The organism is Amnibacterium sp., from assembly GCF_036559085.1.
Lineage (GTDB): Bacteria > Actinomycetota > Actinomycetes > Actinomycetales > Microbacteriaceae > Amnibacterium.
Window position 1 is genome coordinate 1 of the sequence record NZ_DATBTU010000031.1, and the last position, 17,195, is coordinate 17,195.

General features: G+C 72.7%; 15 protein-coding genes. 9 read left to right on the top strand and 6 right to left on the bottom strand.

Annotated elements, in window-relative coordinates; all coding sequences use genetic code 11:
* Window positions 1-2,203 (top strand): FdhF/YdeP family oxidoreductase (locus tag VIG76_RS05565; RefSeq protein ID WP_331951927.1); only part of this gene is annotated, 2,203 nt, incomplete at its 5' end.
* 121 nt (window positions 2,204-2,324) lie between these two features.
* Here the strand turns inward: VIG76_RS05565 and VIG76_RS05570 are convergent.
* The 3 genes from VIG76_RS05570 to yicI form a co-directional block, all read right to left on the bottom strand.
* Window positions 2,325-3,461, bottom strand: coding sequence for a molybdopterin molybdotransferase MoeA (locus tag VIG76_RS05570; protein ID WP_331951929.1), 1,137 nt, complete (start codon window positions 3,459-3,461; stop codon window positions 2,325-2,327).
* Window positions 3,458-3,709 carry a DUF6457 domain-containing protein gene (locus tag VIG76_RS05575; RefSeq protein ID WP_331951931.1) on the bottom strand — a complete coding sequence of 84 codons (252 nt, stop codon included), beginning with the start codon at window positions 3,707-3,709 and terminating at the stop codon, window positions 3,458-3,460. The genes VIG76_RS05570 and VIG76_RS05575 overlap by 4 nt, the downstream gene beginning before the upstream one ends.
* Before the next feature lie 116 nt (window positions 3,710-3,825).
* A complete protein-coding gene (gene yicI / locus VIG76_RS05580) occupies window positions 3,826-6,114 on the bottom strand; it encodes an alpha-xylosidase (RefSeq protein WP_331951933.1) in 2,289 nt (762 codons plus the stop codon).
* Window positions 6,115-6,335: 221 nt separating this feature from the next.
* Between yicI and VIG76_RS05585 the strand changes: the two genes are divergently transcribed.
* The 5 genes from VIG76_RS05585 (at window position 6,336) to VIG76_RS05605 (ending at window position 11,795) form a co-directional block, all read left to right on the top strand.
* On the top strand, window positions 6,336-7,415 hold the full coding sequence (locus VIG76_RS05585; RefSeq protein WP_331951935.1) for a sugar ABC transporter substrate-binding protein: 1,080 nt from the start codon (window positions 6,336-6,338) through the stop codon (window positions 7,413-7,415).
* A 117-nt stretch (window positions 7,416-7,532) separates the two neighbouring features.
* A complete protein-coding gene (locus VIG76_RS05590) occupies window positions 7,533-8,297 on the top strand; it encodes an ATP-binding cassette domain-containing protein (RefSeq protein ID WP_331951937.1) in 765 nt (254 codons plus the stop codon).
* Window positions 8,294-9,598 carry a sugar ABC transporter permease gene (locus tag VIG76_RS05595; protein WP_331951939.1) on the top strand — a complete coding sequence of 435 codons (1,305 nt, stop codon included), beginning with the start codon at window positions 8,294-8,296 and terminating at the stop codon, window positions 9,596-9,598. The genes VIG76_RS05590 and VIG76_RS05595 overlap by 4 nt, the downstream gene beginning before the upstream one ends.
* A gap of 81 nt (window positions 9,599-9,679) precedes the next feature.
* Window positions 9,680-10,543 (top strand): 16S rRNA (adenine(1518)-N(6)/adenine(1519)-N(6))-dimethyltransferase RsmA, encoded by an 864-nt coding sequence (rsmA, locus tag VIG76_RS05600; RefSeq protein WP_331951941.1) that lies wholly within the window; start codon window positions 9,680-9,682, stop codon window positions 10,541-10,543.
* A 328-nt stretch (window positions 10,544-10,871) separates the two neighbouring features.
* Complete coding sequence (locus VIG76_RS05605) at window positions 10,872-11,795, top strand: 4-(cytidine 5'-diphospho)-2-C-methyl-D-erythritol kinase (RefSeq protein WP_331951943.1); 924 nt, start codon at window positions 10,872-10,874, stop codon at window positions 11,793-11,795.
* A gap of 147 nt (window positions 11,796-11,942) precedes the next feature.
* Here VIG76_RS05605 and VIG76_RS05610 read toward each other — a convergent pair whose 3' ends face one another.
* On the bottom strand, window positions 11,943-12,644 hold the full coding sequence (locus VIG76_RS05610) for a hypothetical protein (RefSeq protein WP_331951945.1): 702 nt from the start codon (window positions 12,642-12,644) through the stop codon (window positions 11,943-11,945).
* 120 nt (window positions 12,645-12,764) lie between these two features.
* Entirely contained in the window at window positions 12,765-14,147 is a 1,383-nt protein-coding gene (locus VIG76_RS05615) for a glycosyltransferase 87 family protein (protein ID WP_331951947.1), read from the bottom strand.
* 82 nt (window positions 14,148-14,229) lie between these two features.
* Here VIG76_RS05615 and VIG76_RS05620 point away from each other — a divergent pair, with 82 nt between their 5' ends.
* From VIG76_RS05620 to VIG76_RS05630, 3 genes are read left to right on the top strand one after another with little or no spacing between them, the layout of a single operon-like run.
* Window positions 14,230-15,501: a molybdopterin-dependent oxidoreductase gene (locus VIG76_RS05620; protein WP_331951949.1), complete on the top strand. Its 1,272-nt coding sequence runs from the start codon at window positions 14,230-14,232 to the stop codon at window positions 15,499-15,501.
* Window positions 15,498-15,947, top strand: coding sequence for a hypothetical protein (locus VIG76_RS05625; protein ID WP_331951951.1), 450 nt, complete (start codon window positions 15,498-15,500; stop codon window positions 15,945-15,947). The genes VIG76_RS05620 and VIG76_RS05625 overlap by 4 nt, the downstream gene beginning before the upstream one ends.
* A gap of 46 nt (window positions 15,948-15,993) precedes the next feature.
* Window positions 15,994-16,551, top strand: a complete 558-nt coding sequence (locus VIG76_RS05630; RefSeq protein WP_331951953.1) for a hypothetical protein — start codon at window positions 15,994-15,996, stop codon at window positions 16,549-16,551.
* A 2-nt stretch (window positions 16,552-16,553) separates the two neighbouring features.
* Here VIG76_RS05630 and VIG76_RS05635 read toward each other — a convergent pair.
* The coding region (locus VIG76_RS05635) for a methyltransferase domain-containing protein (RefSeq protein ID WP_331951955.1) at window positions 16,554-17,195 on the bottom strand (642 nt) is incomplete at its 5' end.

The following is a 17,195-nucleotide window of genomic DNA, read 5'->3' on the forward strand; positions in this document are numbered from 1 at the left end:
CACCGCGAAGACGCTGCTGAAGGTCAACCAGGTCACCGGCTTCGACTGCATGGGCTGCGCGTGGCCGGATCCCGCGCACCGCCGGCACACCGCGGAGTTCTGCGAGAACGGCGCGAAGGCCGTCGCCGAGGAGGCCACCACGCGGCGCGTGCCGCCGGCGTTCTTCGCCGCGCACCCCGTCGCGGAGCTCGAGGACTGGGACGACTTCGCACTCGGCAAGCAGGGCCGCCTCACCCATCCGATGCTGCTCGAGGCGGGTGACACCCACTACCGCCCGGTGTCGTGGGAGCGGGCCTTCGACGTGATCGCCGACGAGCTCGACGCCCTCGACAGCCCCGACGAGGCCGTGTTCTACACCTCGGGCCGCACCTCGAACGAGGCGGCCTTCCTCTACCAGCTGTTCGCCCGCGCGCTCGGCACGAACAATCTGCCCGACTGCTCGAACATGTGCCACGAGTCGAGCGGCGCCGCCCTCGGCGAGACGATCGGCATCGGCAAGGGCTCCGTCACGCTCGTCGACATCGAGACCGCCGGCCTCATCCTGATCGCCGGGCAGAACCCGGGCACGAACCATCCGCGGATGCTCACCTCGCTCGAGAAGGCGAAGAAGCAGGGCGCCGTGATCGTCGCGGTGAACCCGCTGCGCGAGGCCGGCCTGCTGCACTTCGACAACCCGCAGACGGTGAAGGGGATGGTGTTCCGCGGCACGGACCTCGCCGACACGTTCCTGCAGATCAAGCTCGGCGGCGATCAGGCGCTGTTCCAGGCGCTCGGCAAGGTGCTCATCGAGCTGGACGCGCAGCGCGGCGGCGACGTGCTCGACCACGACTTCATCGAGCACTACACGCAGGGCTTCGCGGCCTACCGGGACGCGATGGCGGCGCTCGACTGGGCCGACGTGGAGGAGGCGACCGGGCTGACCCGGAAGCAGATCCGCAAGGTCGCCGAGCTGATGGCCGCCTCGAAGGGCAACATCGTCTGCTGGGCGATGGGGCTCACCCAGCACAAGCACTCGGTCGCGATGCTCCGTGACGTCGTGAACCTGCTGCTGCTGCGCGGCGACATCGGCAAGCCGGGCGCGGGCCTCTGCCCGGTGCGCGGCCACTCGAACGTGCAGGGCGACCGCACGATGGGCATCTGGGAGCAGATGCCGGCGGCCTTCCACGACAAGCTCGACGCGGAGTTCTCCTTCTCCTCACCCCGAGAGCACGGCGTGGACACGGTCGGCGCCATCCGCGGGATGCGGGACGGCACGATCAAGGTGTTCTTCGGGATGGGCGGCAACTTCGCGAAGGCCACGCCCGACACGGCCGCGACCGAGGCGGCGATGCGCTCGCTGCGGCTCACCGTGCAGGTGTCGACGAAGCTGAACCGCTCCCACATCGTCACGGGCAAGCGCGCCCTCATCCTGCCGACGCTCGGCCGCACGGAGAAGGACGTGCAGGCCACCGGGCCGCAGATGGTCACCGTCGAGGACTCGATGAGCATGGTGCACGAGTCCCAGGGCAGCCTGAAGCCCGCGAGCAAGCACCTCCGCAGCGAGGTCGCGATCGTCGCGGGCCTCGCCGAGCGGGTGCTGCGCGGCCGCCCCGACACGGCGAAGGTCGACTGGCGCGGACTCGCGGGCGACTACCGGCGCATCCGGACCCACATCGAGCACGTGATCCCGGGCTTCGACGCCTACGAGGAGAAGCTCGGGATGCCGGGCGGGTTCGTGCTGCCGCACGGCCCGCGCGACAGCCGCTCCTTCTCGACCGACACCGGCAAGGCGAAGTTCACGGTGAACGAGCTCGAGTACCCGAAGGTGCCGGAGGGGCGGCTGATCCTGCAGACGCTGCGCGCCCACGACCAGTACAACACCACGATCTACGGCAAGGACGACCGGTACCGCGGCATCCACGGCGGCCGCAAGGTGGTGCTGGTGAACGCGAAGGACCTCGCGGCGCGCGGCCTCGCCGACGGCGACCTCGTCGACCTCGTGTCGGAGGCGCCGGACGGCTCGGAGCGGCGCGCGGAGGGCTGGCGCACGGTCGCGTACAACACGCCCGTCGGATGCGCGGCGGCCTACTACCCGGAGACGAACGTGCTCGTGCCGCTCGACTCGGTGGCGGACACGAGCAACACCCCGACGTCGAAGAGCCTCACCATCCGCCTGGAGCGCGCCGCGGTCACCGCGAACGCCGGGGAGCCCGTCCCCGCCTGATTCCGTCGCAGCGCGACGGGCACACTGCGCGATCGACGGAGTTCCTGCGCCGAAGGCCCATGGATCGGCATGACCTGGTCCCCTGCGCGCGGTTCCTCCGTCGATTGCGCAGCGGTTCGGGTCACCAGGGAAGCGGGATGCAGCGGATCGGCGCGCCCGCTGGGGCGCCGCCGGGCGGGACGACGGCGAGCACGTCGGCCGCCGCGAGGCCGCGGAGCATGTTCGGGCGGACCGCGGCGGCCCGCGTGAGGCCCGCGGATGCGCGTCGCGCCGGGAGCACCGAGGTGCCGCCGGGCCAGCCGGGCAGCTCCTCCCCGGCAGGCGCCGTCGGCAGCGGCTCCGCCGTCGCGCCGGTGAGTCCCGCGAGCAGTGGCGGCAGGAACGACAGCAGCACGACCACCGCGGCGAGCGGGTTGCCGGGCAGTGCGAGCAGCGGCCGCCCGTCGTCGAGCCGGACGAGCAGCGCCGGATGCCCCGGCCGCATCGCGACGCCCTCGAACACCGTCTCGGCGCCGCAGACCGCGAGGGCCTCGCGGAGGCGGTCGGCGCCGGAGCGGCCGGTACCGCCGACCGTCACGACCACATCCGCGGTGCTGCTACGGATCGCCGCCGCGATCGCAGCCGGGTCGTCGCCGCAGCGCAGCGTCGTCGCCGCGGCTGCGCCGAGGCCCGTGACCGCGGCGGGGATCATGGTGCCGAACGCGTCCCGCACCCGGCCCGGCCCGGGCATCCCCGAGAGCACCACCTCGTCGCCGGTGAGCACCGCCGTGACCGCGGGCGCCCGCCGCGCGCGCACCTCGTCGAGGCCGGCGACCGCGAGCATCGCGAGGTGCGCCGGGCTGAGGCGGGTGCCCGCGGTGACGAGCACGCTGCCGGCGTCCGCCTCCTCGCCCTCGCGGCGGATGTGCGCGCCCGGTCTCGGTGCATCGGCGGTGAGCGTCCCGTCCTGCACGGATCCGCGCTCGACGGGCACCACCGCCGTGGCCTCGGGCGGCACCGCGCCACCCGTCACGACCACCGCCGCGCCGCCATCCCGCAGCACCGCGCCGGTGGGGACGAGCCGCCAGGGTCCCCCGCCACGGACCACCCAGCCGTCCATCGCGGAGGAGTCGTAGTGGGGGAGCGGCCCGGGTGCGCGCACGTCGGCCGCCGGCGCCGCATGGCGTGCGACGGCCAGGCGGAGCGTCGCGACGGGCAGCGGGGCGAAGGCGTGCAGCGCGGCATCCCGCGCCGCGTCCCAGTCGAGGTCGCCGGTCACCGCGGGACGGCGGCCCTCGCCGTCGCGATCGCCGCCGCGACGTCCTCCGCGGAGCCGCCCGCGCGTCCGGCGGCGTAGCCCGCGAGGAAGGTGGTGATCGGCGCAGCCGGCCGGACGACGTTGTGCGCCGCGACCCCCGCCAGCCCGAGGATCGCGTCGCGGACGGGCGGCACGTCGTCGAGCCCGTAGGCGATGCACAGGGTGGTCCACCACTCATCGAGCCGGACCTCGACGTCGTCGTCGCTCATGCGTTCCTCCTCGCCACGGATCCCGTCACCGTACGACGGCGCGGATGTGAGGACGGGCGGTTCCGGGCGTTCCGGGCGTCCGATGACGCCCATCCGTGTCCGAAACGGCCCGTCGGTCAGCGGGGCAGCGTCGCCGTGCCGCCCTCGGCCGCCGCGACCGCATCGCCGACCTGCAGCGACCACGAGCCGTCCGGGCCGCTCGCGACCACCGCGTCGTCCGTCGTCTCGACCGTGAAGGTCGCGTCGCCCACCCGCACCGTGCGGGTGCCGGCGGCGCCGGGGAACGCGCGCAGGGTGAGGCCGTCGAGGTGGTCCGTGTCGGGCCGGTCCTCGCGTGCGCCCATCGGCAGCACCGCACCCTCGCGCACGTACAGCGGCAGGGACTCGAAGCCGTGGCGCTCGCGACGCCAGCCGCCGCCCGTCACCCGCTCACCCGTGAGCAGCGAGGTCCAGGTGCCTGCCGGCAGGTAGAGCTCGACCTCGCCCGACTCCGTGAAGACCGGCGCGACGAGCAGGTCCGGGCCGAGCAGGTACTGCCGGTCGAGGTAGGCGCTGGTCGGGTCGTCCGGGAACGCCAGGACCATCGGCCGCATCACGGGCAGCCCGGAGGCCGCCGCCTCGCGCCCGGCCTCGATCAGGTAGGGCGCGAGCCGGTTCTTCAGCTTCGCGAAGCGGCGCGTGACCCGCACGGCGCTGCCCTCGGCGTCCTCGTCGTCGTCGAACAGCCACGGCACCCGGTACGAGTCGGAGCCGTGGAACCGGCTGTGGCTCGACAGCAGCCCGAACGGCGTCCAGCGCTTGAAGACCGCCGCATCCGGCGTCCCCTCGAAGCCGCCGATGTCGTGGCTCCAGAACCCGAAGCCGGACAGCGAGAGCGACAGGCCGGCGCGCAGCGTCTCCGCCATCGAGCTGAAGGTCGACGTCGAGTCGCCGCCCCAGTGCACCGGGTGCTTCTGACCGCCCGCGGTCGCCGAGCGGGCGAAGAGCACGGCCTCGCCCGGCCGCTCCTGCTCGAGCAGCTCGTGCACCGCCGCGTTGTAGCGCTCGGTGTAGAGGTTGTGCATCCGGGCCGGATCCGACCCGTCCGCGTAGACGACGTCGAGGGGGATGCGCTCGCCGAAGTCGGTCTTCAGCGCGTCGACGCCCTGCCGCAGCACCGCGCGGAGCTTCTCCTGGAACCACGCGACGGCGTCGTCGTTCGTGAAGTCGACGATCCCCATCCCGGCCTGCCAGAGGTCCCACTGCCACACGCTGCCGTCCGGCCGCTTCAGGAGGTAGCCGGCCTCGGCCGCCTCCGCGAAGAGGGCCGCGCGCTGCGCGATGTAGGGGTTCGTCCAGACCGACACCTTCAGCCCGCGGTCGTGCAGGCGCCGGATCATCCCCTCGGGGTCCGGGAAGACGCGCGCGTCCCAGGTGAAGTCCGACCAGTCGAACTCGCGCATCCAGAAGCAGTCGAAATGGAAGGCCGACAGCGGCAGGTCGCGGTCGCGCATCCCGTCGAGGAAGGAGTCGACCGTCGCCTCGTCGTAGTCGGTGGTGAAGCTCGTGCTGAGCCACGGCCCGTAGCTCCACGCCGGCACCTCCGCCGGGCGGCCGGTGAGCGCGGTGTAGCGCTCGAGGATCGCCGCCGGCGTCGATCCGGCGATCACGAAGTACTCGAGCGACTCGCCGGGCACCGAGAACTGCACCCGCTGCACGGCCTCGGAGCCGACCTCGAAGGACACGTGCCCCGGCTCGTTCACGAAGACGCCGTACCCGCGGTCGGTCAGATAGAACGGCACGTTCTTGTAGGCCTGCTCGCTGGAGGTGCCGCCGTCGGCGTTCCAGACCTCCACCGTCTGGCCGTTCTTGATCAGCGGTCCGAAGCGCTCGCCGAGCCCGTACACGTGGGTGCCGACGCCGAGGTCGAGCTGCTCGTGCACGTAGCTGCCGGCGATCGGCACGCCGACGGGGGGCCGGTCGACGACCGCGTCCGGGGCGAGCCGGACCCACGCCTGCGACTTCGCGCCGCTGCCGGTGAGCGGCACGCCCCCGGCCGAGAACTCGAGGTTCCAGGGGGCGCCGCGCGTGACGCGTGCCTCGAGGTCGCCGCTGCGGACGACCGCCGAGCCTCCCTCCGCGTCGAGCCGCACCTCGCCGCTGCCGTCCGCGGGTGCCACATCGAAGCGGAGCGGCTCCCCACCGCCGGCGTGGTGCACGATCCGGACGCGGATGACGCCGGGCAGATGCGGCGCGACCGTCACGGTGAGCACCGGCAGATTCAGGGTGTCGCCCCGGGTGGCGATGACCTTCGTCGGCGCGGTCACCACCAGGGCGTCGTCGGATCGCTCGAGGTCGTAGGCCTCGCGCCCGTAGTGCGCGGTGACGCCCGGGCGCAGCAGCCAGAAGCCGTCCGTGAACCGCATGATCCTCCGCTCGCGGCCCGCCTCCCTCGGAGCGGATGAGAAGCGGCCGCGAGTCACTCTGCCAGACGCCGGAGGGGGCTTCGGGGGATTTGTTGTTACTCAATCGTTATTAGTACTGGCCGAACTGTGACTGGGTATTTGCCTAGAGTTCGGGGGTTCCTCGGCGTCGAGGAATGCGCGCGGGTCCGTCCTGGCGCCGACAGAAAACAGGTGACGAAGCCTTGAAGAAAACTCTCCTCGGGGTCGCGACGGTCGTCGCAACCTCGACCCTCCTCCTCGCCGGCTGTTCGGCCGGTGGCTCCGGTTCCTCGAGCAGCTCCAGCTCCAGCAGCGGCGGCAACGTGAAGGCCGTCTCGAAGCGCGCCTGCGTGATCCTCCCCGACACCGAGTCCTCCCCCCGCTGGGAGAACGGCGACCGCCCCGCCCTGAACAAGGCGCTCACCGACGCCGGATTCACCGCCGACATCCAGAACGCCCACAACAGCACGACCCAGTACGCGACCATCGCGGCCGCGCAGCTCAGCAAGGGCTGCGGCGTCATGCTGCTCGTCGACCTCAACGGCGCCGGCGCGCAGGTGCTCACCAAGGCCCACGCGCAGGGCGTCCCGGTCATCGCGTACGACCGCCCGATCGCCGGCGCCGACTACTACGTCTCCTTCGACAACACGAAGGTCGGCAACCTCGAGGGTCAGATGATCGTCGACGGCCTCAAGGCCGAGAAGAAGGACCCCAAGACGGCGAAGGTCGTCTGCATGTCCGGTGACCCGACCGACGGCAACGCGGCGTTCTTCCTCAAGGGCGCGACGGACACCATGTCCGCCGCCGGCATCAAGTGCGCCTTCTCCCCGAAGGGCACCTGGGACGCGACGAAGTCCGGCACCGAGTTCGCGCAGGCGTACACGGCCCTGAAGGGCAACATCGACGCGGTCTGGACCGCCAACGACGCGAACAACGCGGCCGTCATCACGGTGCTCGACAAGTACAAGAAGGTCGTCCCGACCTCCGGCCAGGACGCGTCGATCCCGGGTCTGCAGAACATCCTGCTCGGCAAGCAGACCGGCACGGTCTACAAGCCGTACCAGCTCGAGGCCGGCCAGGCGTCGCAGGTGGCCATCGACCTGCTGAAGGGTCAGAAGCCCAGCGCCCCGACGACGCAGGACGGTGTCCCCGCGTTCCTCGAGACGCCGATCAACACCACGGCTTCCGGCGTCGAGAAGGTCGTGCAGGACGGCAACGCCACGGCAGCCGCGATCTGCACGGGCAACGTCGCGGCCGCTTGCGCCAAGTACGGCGTCAAGTAGTCCGTCAGGAACCCCGGCCTGCGGGTCCCGTCGCACCCTATTCAGGTGTGGCGGGGCCCGCAGGCTTCCCGTATGTTCGCGACCGCGCCGAACGGCACGGGATCGGAAGGAGTGGGCATGGTCGCCCCGATCATCGAACTGAGAGACATCCGCAAGAGCTTCGGACCCGTGGACGTGCTGAAGGGGGTGAACCTCAAGATCTACCCCGGTGAGGTCAGCGCCCTCGTCGGCGACAACGGTGCCGGCAAGTCGACCCTGATCAAGGGGCTCGCCGGTGTGCAGCCCTACGACTCCGGCGAGATGGTCGTCGAGGGCCAGGTCGTGTCCCTCAGCACCCCGACGCAGGCGTCGAAGCTCGGCATCGAGGTCGTCTACCAGGACCTCGCGCTCTGCGAGAACCTCGACATCGTCCAGAACATGTTCCTCGGCCGCGAGGAGGTCCACCAGGGCACCCTCAGCAACGGCGAGATGGAGAAGCACGCGTCCGCGACCCTCGGATCCCTGTCCGTCCGCACCATGAAGTCGGTGCGGCAGAAGGTGTCGTCCCTGTCCGGTGGCCAGCGGCAGACCGTCGCCATCGCCCGCGCGGTGCTGCAGAAGGCGAAGGTCGTCATCCTCGACGAGCCGACCGCCGCGCTCGGCGTCGCCCAGACGGAGCAGGTGCTGAACCTGGTCCGTCGACTCGCCGACCAGGGCGTCGGCGTGCTCATCATCAGCCACAACATCGCCGACGTCTTCCAGGTCGCCGACCACATCAACGTGCTCTACCTGGGCACCATGGTCGCCGAGCTGAAGACGAAGGAGACGACCAACAACGACGTCATCGGATACATCACCGGCCTGAAGTCGTCCGAGCCGAACCTGCAGGGAGCAGCGCGATGACCGCGACGGACAACAAGGTCCCGGATCCGGAGCTCGCCACCGCGATCGACACCGCAGGCGGTGCGACCCCTCCTGGGATCGCGACCGGCTACGAGGGGTCGATCCAGGACCAGGTCCGCGCCTACATCTCCCGGGTGCGCTCGGGTGAGATGGGGATGCTGCCGGCCATCGGCGGTTTCATCGTGCTCTGCATCCTGTTCCAGTTCCTGACCTCTGGCGACTTCCTCGGGCTCCTGAACGTCGCGAACCTGATCACGCAGACCGCGTTCCTCGCGATGCTGGCCGTCGCGCTCGTGTTCGTGATCCTCATCGCGGAGATCGACCTGTCCGCCGGCGTCACGGCAGGTGTCGGCATGGCCGTGTTCGTGCAGCTCAACGATGCGATGAAGATCTCCTGGCCGATCGCGCTGCTGGTGTCCCTCGTCGTCGGCGTCGTCATCGGCCTGTTCATCGGCTACTTCGTGGCGAAGGTCGGCATCCCGTCGTTCGTCGTCACCCTGGGTCTGTTCCTCGGCTTCCAGGGCCTGCAGCTCATCCTGCTCGGCAACGGGAACTCGTACCGGATCACGGATCCCTCGATCCTCGCGATCGAGAACAGCAACATGCCGGCCTGGGCCGGCTGGGCGATGTGGGCGGTGATCGTGCTCGTCTCGCTCGGCAGCGCGTTCTACGACCGCAGCCGCCGGCTCCGTGCCGGCGTGCCGGTGCGCGCGCTCAGCCTGCTGTTCATCCGCGTCGGCATCATCGCGATCGTCGTCGGCGTGCTCGTGTACCTGCTGAACCAGGACCGCTCGGTGTCGGTCGTCTCGGTGTCCGGTGTGCCGATCGTCGTCCCGATCGTCGTCGCCATCCTCTGGATCGCGACGCAGGTGCTCGACCGCACCCGCTGGGGTCTGCACCTCTACGCCGTGGGTGGCAACCCCGAGGCCGCGAGGCGCGCGGGCATCAACGTCGCGGCGATCCGCATCTCCGCGTTCGTGCTCTGCTCGACCCTCGCCGTGCTCTCCGGCCTCTTCCAGGCCAGCGAGGTCGGCGTCGTCGGATCGAGCTTCGGCCAGACCGACGTCCTGAACGGCGTCGCGGCGGCGGTCGTCGGTGGCGTCAGCCTCTTCGGTGGCCGCGGCCGCCTGATGCAGGGCGTGGTCGGTGCGCTCGTGATCACCGCGATCACCAACGGCCTCGGCCTGCTCAGCCTGCCCGGCGGCGTGAACCTGCTGATCACCGGCGGCGTGCTGATCCTCGCCGCGACGGTCGACGCCGTCTCCCGCAAGCGGGCCGGCGCGTCCCTCGCGCGCGTCTAGCGCGGCTCCGCAGCACCGCGAGGCCCGGGTCGACGTCGTCGGCCCGGGCCTCGCGGCGTGCTGCCCGATAGGGTCGGGCCGGTGAGCACCGGAGGCGAGGTGCGGCTGCTCGGGGCCGCGGACGTGCGGCGCCTGGCGGATGCGCTCGACGTCGCGCCGACGAAGAGGCTCGGCCAGAACTTCGTCCACGACGGCAACACGGTGCGCCGCATCGTGCGGCTCGCGGAGGTCGCGCCGGGCGAGACCGTGCTCGAGATCGGGCCGGGCCTCGGATCGCTGACCCTCGGCCTGCTCGAGGCGGGTGCCCACGTGATCGCGGTCGAGCTCGACCGCCGCCTCGCCGAGGCGCTGCCGGGCACGGTCGCCGACCTCGCGCCGGGCGCTGCCGGATCGCTCACGGTCGTGGCCGGTGACGCGCTCCGGGTCCCCGTGCCGGGCGAGCCCGTGCGGCTCGTCGCGAACCTGCCCTACAACGTCTCGGTGCCGGTGCTGCTCCGGCTCCTCGCCGACGTGCCCTCGCTCGCCACCGCGGTGGTGATGGTGCAGGCCGAGGTGGGGGAGCGGCTCGCGGCGCCCCCGGGATCGAAGGTCTACGGCTCACCGAGCGTGAAGGCGGCCTGGTACGGGCGGTGCGCGATCGCCGGCACCGTGGGCCGCAGCGTCTTCTGGCCGGTCCCGAACGTCGACTCGGTGCTCGTGCGCTTCGACCGCGGGCCGGTCCGCGGGGACGCCGCGGCCCGGGACCGCGTGTTCCGGCTGGTCGACGCCGCGTTCGCCCAGCGCCGCAAGACCCTGCGGCAGGCGCTCGGCTCCGCGGTGGGCGGTCCGGCCGCCGCGGATGCGCTCCTCACCGCCGCCGGCATCGATCCATCCGAGCGGGGCGAGCGGCTGTCGGTCGACGACTTCGTGGCGCTCGCGGCGGCCGCCGAACCGGTGCTGCCGTAGGCATCAGCCACGAGCACCTCGGCAGGCCACGAGCGCTTCGGCAGGCTCCTGGTGAACGAGGGGCCTGCTCGAGCGCGGACGGCCTGCTGAGGTGCTCCCGTTCGCAGGGGGTGACCTCGGCGAGCACGGCCTGGCGCTGCGTCTCGGTCGCGCTGCTCGCGAGCATCGACCTGCACCCACCGATGAGCGACCAGGGGAACCGTGCGCTGCCGCCGGAGCGGTCCGGCGGATCGGGCATCAGGGATCTGAGGGATGCTCCCGCGTCGCACGACCGCCGTCGTCGAGGGCGCTCATCCGGCATCCCGCGGCGCTTCGCTAGGTTGGGCGGGTGACTTCCGCCCGGCACGTCGTGCAGGCGAAGGCGCCAGGCAAGATCAACCTCTTCATGCGCGTCGGGGCCGCGCTGCCGGACGGGTACCACGACGTCGCGACCGCGTACCAGGCGGTCGGGCTCTTCGAGGAGCTGCGCGCCGAGGCCGACGACGAGCTCAGCCTGACCTTCACGGGGCCGATCGCGACGGACGGCCTGCCGACCGACGGCCGGAACATCGTGATCCGGGCCGCGCATCTGCTGCAGGCGCGCACCGGCCATCGGCGGGGCGCGCGGATGCAGGTGCTGAAGCGGGTGCCGATCGCGGGCGGCATGGGCGGCGGATCCGCGGATGCCGCGGCCGCCCTGGTCGCGCTCGACGCCCTGTGGGGGCTCGGCCTGCCGCGCGAGGAGCTGCTCGAGCTCGGCGCGGAGCTCGGTGCGGATGTGCCCTTCGCGCTCACCGGGGGCACCGCGATCGGCACCGGCCGGGGCGACGAGCTGAGCCCCGCGCTCGCCAAAGGCACCTTCCAGTGGATCATCGCGCTCGCGGACGCGGGGCTGTCGACGCCCGAGGTGTACGCCGCGCTCGACGCGCACCGGCTGCGGCACGCGGCGGACATCCTGCCCGTCGGTGCGCCCTCCATCGATCCCGCGGTCTTCGCGGCGCTGCGGGCCGGTGACCCGCACATGCTCGCCGAGTCGCTGCACAACGACCTGCAGGCGGCGGCGCTGCACCTCCGGCCGGAGCTCGGCGAGGTGCTCGAGCTCGGGGAGCGCAACGGTGCGCTCGCCGGCGTGGTCTCCGGATCCGGTCCGTCGATCGCGTTCCTCACCGCGGACCTCGACTCGGCGCTGTCGTTGCAGATCGCACTGTCCGCCGCCCGGCTCACCGTGCTGCGCGTGACCGGCCCGGCGCACGGCGCCCGCGTCATCTCCTAGCGCGAGCGCCCGGTTCCGGCGCGCGGCCTGGGCGGCCCGGAACACGGCGGCGCCCCGCCGTCCGCTCCTGCTGTGGGGGAGCGGACGCCGGGGCGCCGTCGTGCTGTGGTGTTCCGGCCCGTCAGGCCGTCGGTGGTGCGACGAGGATCACTTGGCGGTGATCTTCGCGATGCCGACCTTGAGCTGGTCGGTCACCGCGGTGGTGCCGAACGTCTTGTCCAGCAGGGCCGCCGCGTCGGTCGAGATGTACACCGTGGTGCCCTCGAGCACCGCGTTGCCTGCGGCGTCCTTGTAGAGCGGCTTCAGGGTGGTGCCGTCGAGGCGGAACAGGTCCGCGCCCTTGACGACCGACTTGCCGTTCAGCGACACGTCGCCTGAGAGGTGGGAGTTGCTGCCCGGGTCGATGACGAAGTTGGTCAGCTCGACCTTCTTGCCGCCGGCGGACAGCGAGATGCCGGAACCCATGTGGTCGACCTCGCCCTGCACGTACGGGCGGTAGGACTTCGTGGGGTCGAAGTACTTCACGTTGCCGCCCGTGATCGGGAAGGTGAGGACGCCCGCCTTCGAGAGGGTGGCCGTGCCGACGACACCCGGGGTGAGCTTGAGGCTCGTGAGGGCCTTCAGGAAGCCCGCGTCGAGCGTGACCTGGGTGTGGACGCCGGTGAGCGACGGGATCTCGGCGACCGGGGTCGGCGTGGCGGCGGGCGCCGGAGCGGCCGACGAGGCGGCGCTGGAGCTGGACGAGCTCGCGGCCGGCGTGGAGGAGTTCGGCTCGGAGCAACCCGCGAGAGCGGCGACCACGAGACCGGCGGACAGCGCCGCGACGGCGCCCTTGGTGCTGATACGCATGTGACTTCTTTTCCGTTCCGGCCGGGCGAGCTGGCCGGTGGCGGTTCCACCGTGCTCGTCCCGACTCGATGTGAGCAGGTGCACTGGGTTCGGTGACCTGCCCGGATCGGATGGGTGCGGTCAGGCCGCTCTCAGGAACCGGGGTGCCCCCCGCGCCGCCCGGCGGCGCACCAGGCCGACCACGACGACGAGGACGAGGACCGCGCAGAGCTCCGCTCGGAACAGGGGCAGGGGGACCCCTGCGCGGGCTCCGATCAGCACGAGCGGCAGCGCGAACCACTCCCAGCGACCGGCTGCCGCAGCGAAGGCGGTGAGCAGCAGCGCGTACCAGGGGAAGCGAGGGCTGATCAGCAGCAGCGCCGACCCGATCATGACGGCCTGACCGGCCCATGGTGCGGCGGGATCCGCCTTGATCAGGACGAGCACGGTGACGACCGCGAGCAGCAGGGCCGAGGTCGGCGTGACGAGCGGAGGCGGAACGATCAACGAGACGAGGACGGAGCGGGTCCCGTTGTCGTAGCCCTCCTCGTTCAGGTAACCCGGCAGATAGCCGAGCACCCGGCTCCCGCTGGCGACGACATGCGGCAGGTACACCACGACGACGGTGCCGGCCGCGGCACCGAGGAGGCGGACGGGGGACCGGCGCAGCAGCGGCGGCACGACGAGCACCGGCAGGACCTTCGTCGTGATCGCGGCGCCGAGCAGGACGCCTCCGCGGATCGTGGCCCCTCGCAGCGCGAGCACCGTGCCGGCGACCGCGAGCAGGGTCGCGAGACCGTCGACGTGGGCGTTCGTCACCGCCTCCGAGGCGACCAGAGGGCACCAGGCGAACCAGGCGGCCCTCCGCGGATCATCCCCCGACCGCCGCAGTGTGACGAGCAGCACGGCGGTCGTGCCGAGCACGGTGAGCAGCCCGAGCACCTGCATGGGCCCGTACGCCACCGTGGGCGCGACGAGGAAGCGCACCGCCGCGAAGGCCGCCTCGGCCACCGGCGGATAGATCGTGGGCACGAGCGGCCGGTTGATGGCGGTGCAGATCATGCCGCTCGCACCGACCTGCGTCGTCCGGTGCACGGCGGAGTCCGGGCAGCGCAGCGCGCCGCCGCTCGGGGCCTGCACCGCGGGGAACAGCCAGTCGGGCCGGAGCGGCCTGAGCGCGGCATCGGCGGGGACGTAGCGATAGGGGGAGATCCCGGCGTCCTGCACGATGCCGTCCCACGCGTAGCGTGCGCTGTCGGTGCTCGTATCCGGAGGGCCGGCAAGGGCTGCCACACCGATGACGACCGCCCCGCCGATCACAAGGGCGGGCACGATCCGGTTCGGGACCGAGCGCAGCAGGACGACGGCGGCCGCGAACAGCAGCCAGGCGGCTCCCTCGGCGATCAGCCACCCGGGCCAGTCCGGTTGGAGCACGATGCCGGCTCCGGCGACCAGCCAGGTGACCGCCGACAGCGCGAGGACCGTCACGACGACGGACACGGTCCGTGCGGGGGCGTCCGTCACGGACGCCATCCTGGCATCCGGCGGCGCATCGACCGGCGGCGCCGCGGCCCGTCGTCCGGCTCGGCCGCTCCGAAGACCGGTCATGGATGCACGCGAGAGGACCGCCGGCCTCGAGCGCGGCCTCGAGCGCACGTTCGCGCTCGCGCGGTCGTCGCTCGCGAGCGGCGCCCGGCATCCGCGGACCGCCGTGGTGCTCGGCCGGCTGCTCGGCGCCGGGTTCCTGCTGTGCTTCGTGACCGGCCTCTACAGCCACTACCTGCAGGACCCGCTGCCCTGGATGGGCTTCCCCAGCCGGCCGGAGTGGCTGTACCGGGTCAGCCAGGGCGTGCACATCACCGCCGGGATCGCCTGCATCCCCCTGCTGCTCGGGAAGCTGTACACGGTCTTCCCGCTGCTGTTCAGGTGGCCGCCCGCGCGTACGCTCGCCGGCGTGCTCGAGCGCGCCTCGATCGCGCTGTTCGTCGCATCGTCGCTCGTGCAGCTCGCCATCGGCCTGGTCAACACCTTCCAGTGGTACCCGTGGACCTTCTCCTTCCGGGCGGTGCACTTCGCGCTCTCCTGGGTGATCGTGGCCTCGCTGGCGATCCACATCGGCGTGAAGCTGCCGGTGATCGCGCGCTGGTGGCGTCGCCGGGACTCGATCGGACCGGACGGTGAGCTGCGGCCCGTCGGGTCCGGCGAGGGCGAGCTCGGCGCCCGTCCGCGGGCCGGGGGCGTGACCGGTGGGGTGCAGCGGTGGATCGAGAAGGCGCCGCCCGCACCGGATGCGGTGAGCCGGCGCACCGTGCTCGGTGCCGTCGGCGTCGCGGCCGGCGCCGCCGTGGTGCTGACGGCGGGGCAGAGCCTGCCGCTGCTCGCGCCCCTGAACGTCTTCGCGCCCCGCCAGCAGCGGCTCGGCCCGCAGGCGCTGCCGGTGAACAAGACCGCGCGCGCCGCGGGCGTGATCGGCAAGGCCACCGACGCCGGCTGGACCCTGACGGTCCGCGCCGGGGATCGCAGCCGCACCTTCTCCCGCGCCGAGCTGCTCGCGATGCCGCAGACGTCGGTCACCCTCCCGATCGCCTGCGTGGAGGGCTGGAGCGTGTCCGCCGACTGGCGAGGCGTCGCGTTCCGCGACCTCGCCGCCCTCGTCGGCGCATCCGGCCGGGACTTCACCGTGCGAAGCCTCCAGCACGGTGCCTACGCCGTCACGATGCTCCAGGCGGACTTCGTCGACGACCCGCTCACGCTCGTCGCGCTGCAGCTGAACGGGGCGCCGCTCGACCTCGACCACGGCTACCCGGCCCGGCTCATCGCCCCCGCCCGGCCGGGCGTGCTGCAGACGAAGTGGCTCGCCTCGCTGGAGGCGCGATGAACCGCGGCATCCGCGTCGCCCGGATCGTGCTGATCGCCTTCGGGGTGCTCGGCCTCGCCGTCGGCGCCGCGTTCCTCGTGGCGACCGTGCGGCCGAAGGGGCTCACCGGCCTCGCAGTGTGGCTCGTGGCCGCGATCGTGCTGCACGACGGGATCCTCGCGCCGGTGGCGTTCCTCGCGAACCGGCTCCTGCGCGGCGTCGGCCGGCGGGTGCCGGCCGCGGTGCTCGCCGTGCTGCAGGTCACCGTCGTCGTCGGCGTGGTGATGACCCTGATCGTGCTGCCGGAGATCCGCGCCAAGCAGCTCGGGCCCCGGAACCCCTCGGTCCTGCCGTTCGACTACGGACTCCGGCTCGCCCTGCTCTGGGCCGTGCTGGCCCTGCTCTCGGCGGCGGTCTGCGCGCTGCTCATGGTGCGGTCGCAGCGGATCCGAGGGTCGACGCGGTAGGCCGGATGCCCGCGGTGCCGTCCGTGCACCGGGGGGAGGAGCGGTCGTGCGCAGATCGATGGTCCTGGTCGCGCTGCTGACTTTGCCGCTGACGGCATCCGCACTGACGGGATGCGCCGAGCAGCACGCCGCCGCGCCGCCGCCCAGCGCCGCCACCCAGCCACCGGTGCCGACGTCGATGCCGACATCGAGCGCGCCCGCCTCGCCGACGCCGACGCCGAGCGGCACCGCGGGGCTCGTGCGGCTCACCGTGCATCAGGGCACGCCGCCGGCCGGCGTGCGGCGGGGGCCCGCGTGGGAGCCGGTGTCCACGCCGATCGCGACGTCGACCTCGGTGCGGATCGCCTGGACGGACTCGCCCTCGCCGGGCTGCGGCGCGGTGCGGGACGTGTACGTGCGCGAGACGTCGTCCTCGGTCGTGATCGACCTCGTGCGAGGCACCCGCACCCCCGGCATCATGTGCCCCGCGATCCTCGTGCCACGGCGGGCCGAGGTGCCGCTGCCGTCCGCGCTCGGCTCCCGGGTGCTGCAGCAGGACGCGGCGTCCGCCGGGGTGCAGATCGCTCCGGCACCCACGACGGCGCCGACCGCGACGGCGGGCTGAGCTCAGGCGGTGCGCACCAGGCGGGTGAACCGGCGGCCGCCCGCGGTCCAGGCGCCGGCGGGGCGGAAGCCCTCGGCGGCCTCGAGCAGCGGCACCTCGCCGACCTCCGCCCAGGCGAACGCCTCGCTCTCGGTGCCGAGGTCGTCGACGAGGGTGCTGAGCGAGACGGTGTCGCGGTGCGGATCCGCGTGGGTCTCCACGACGAGCGCGCCGCCGATCGCGAGCAGCTCGCGGCAGCGGGCGAGCAGCCCCGCCACGTCACCGCCGATCCCGACGTTGCCGTCGAGCAGCAGGGCGCCGGACCAGCTCCCTTCGTGCGGCAGCCGGGCGAAGACGGAGCGGTGCAGCACCGGCAGGCCGGCGTCGCGGCAGTGCTCCACCGCGGCGGCGGAGACGTCGACCCCGAGGGCGGCGAGGCCGGCGTCGAGGGCTGCGCGCACCATGCGCCCCGGCCCGCAGCCGATGTCGAGCACCGGGCCCGCGAGTCCGATGAGCGTGGTGAGGTCCGCGGCGTCCGGGTCGTCGGCCCAGCGCTCGGCCGCCATGCGTCGCCGGCCTTCGCCGGAGACGAGGTAGAGGGCGCGGTCGCCTCGGAGCGCCGCGGCCCAGGGCTCGCCGCCGCCCTGCCCGAACCAGCCGGCGCC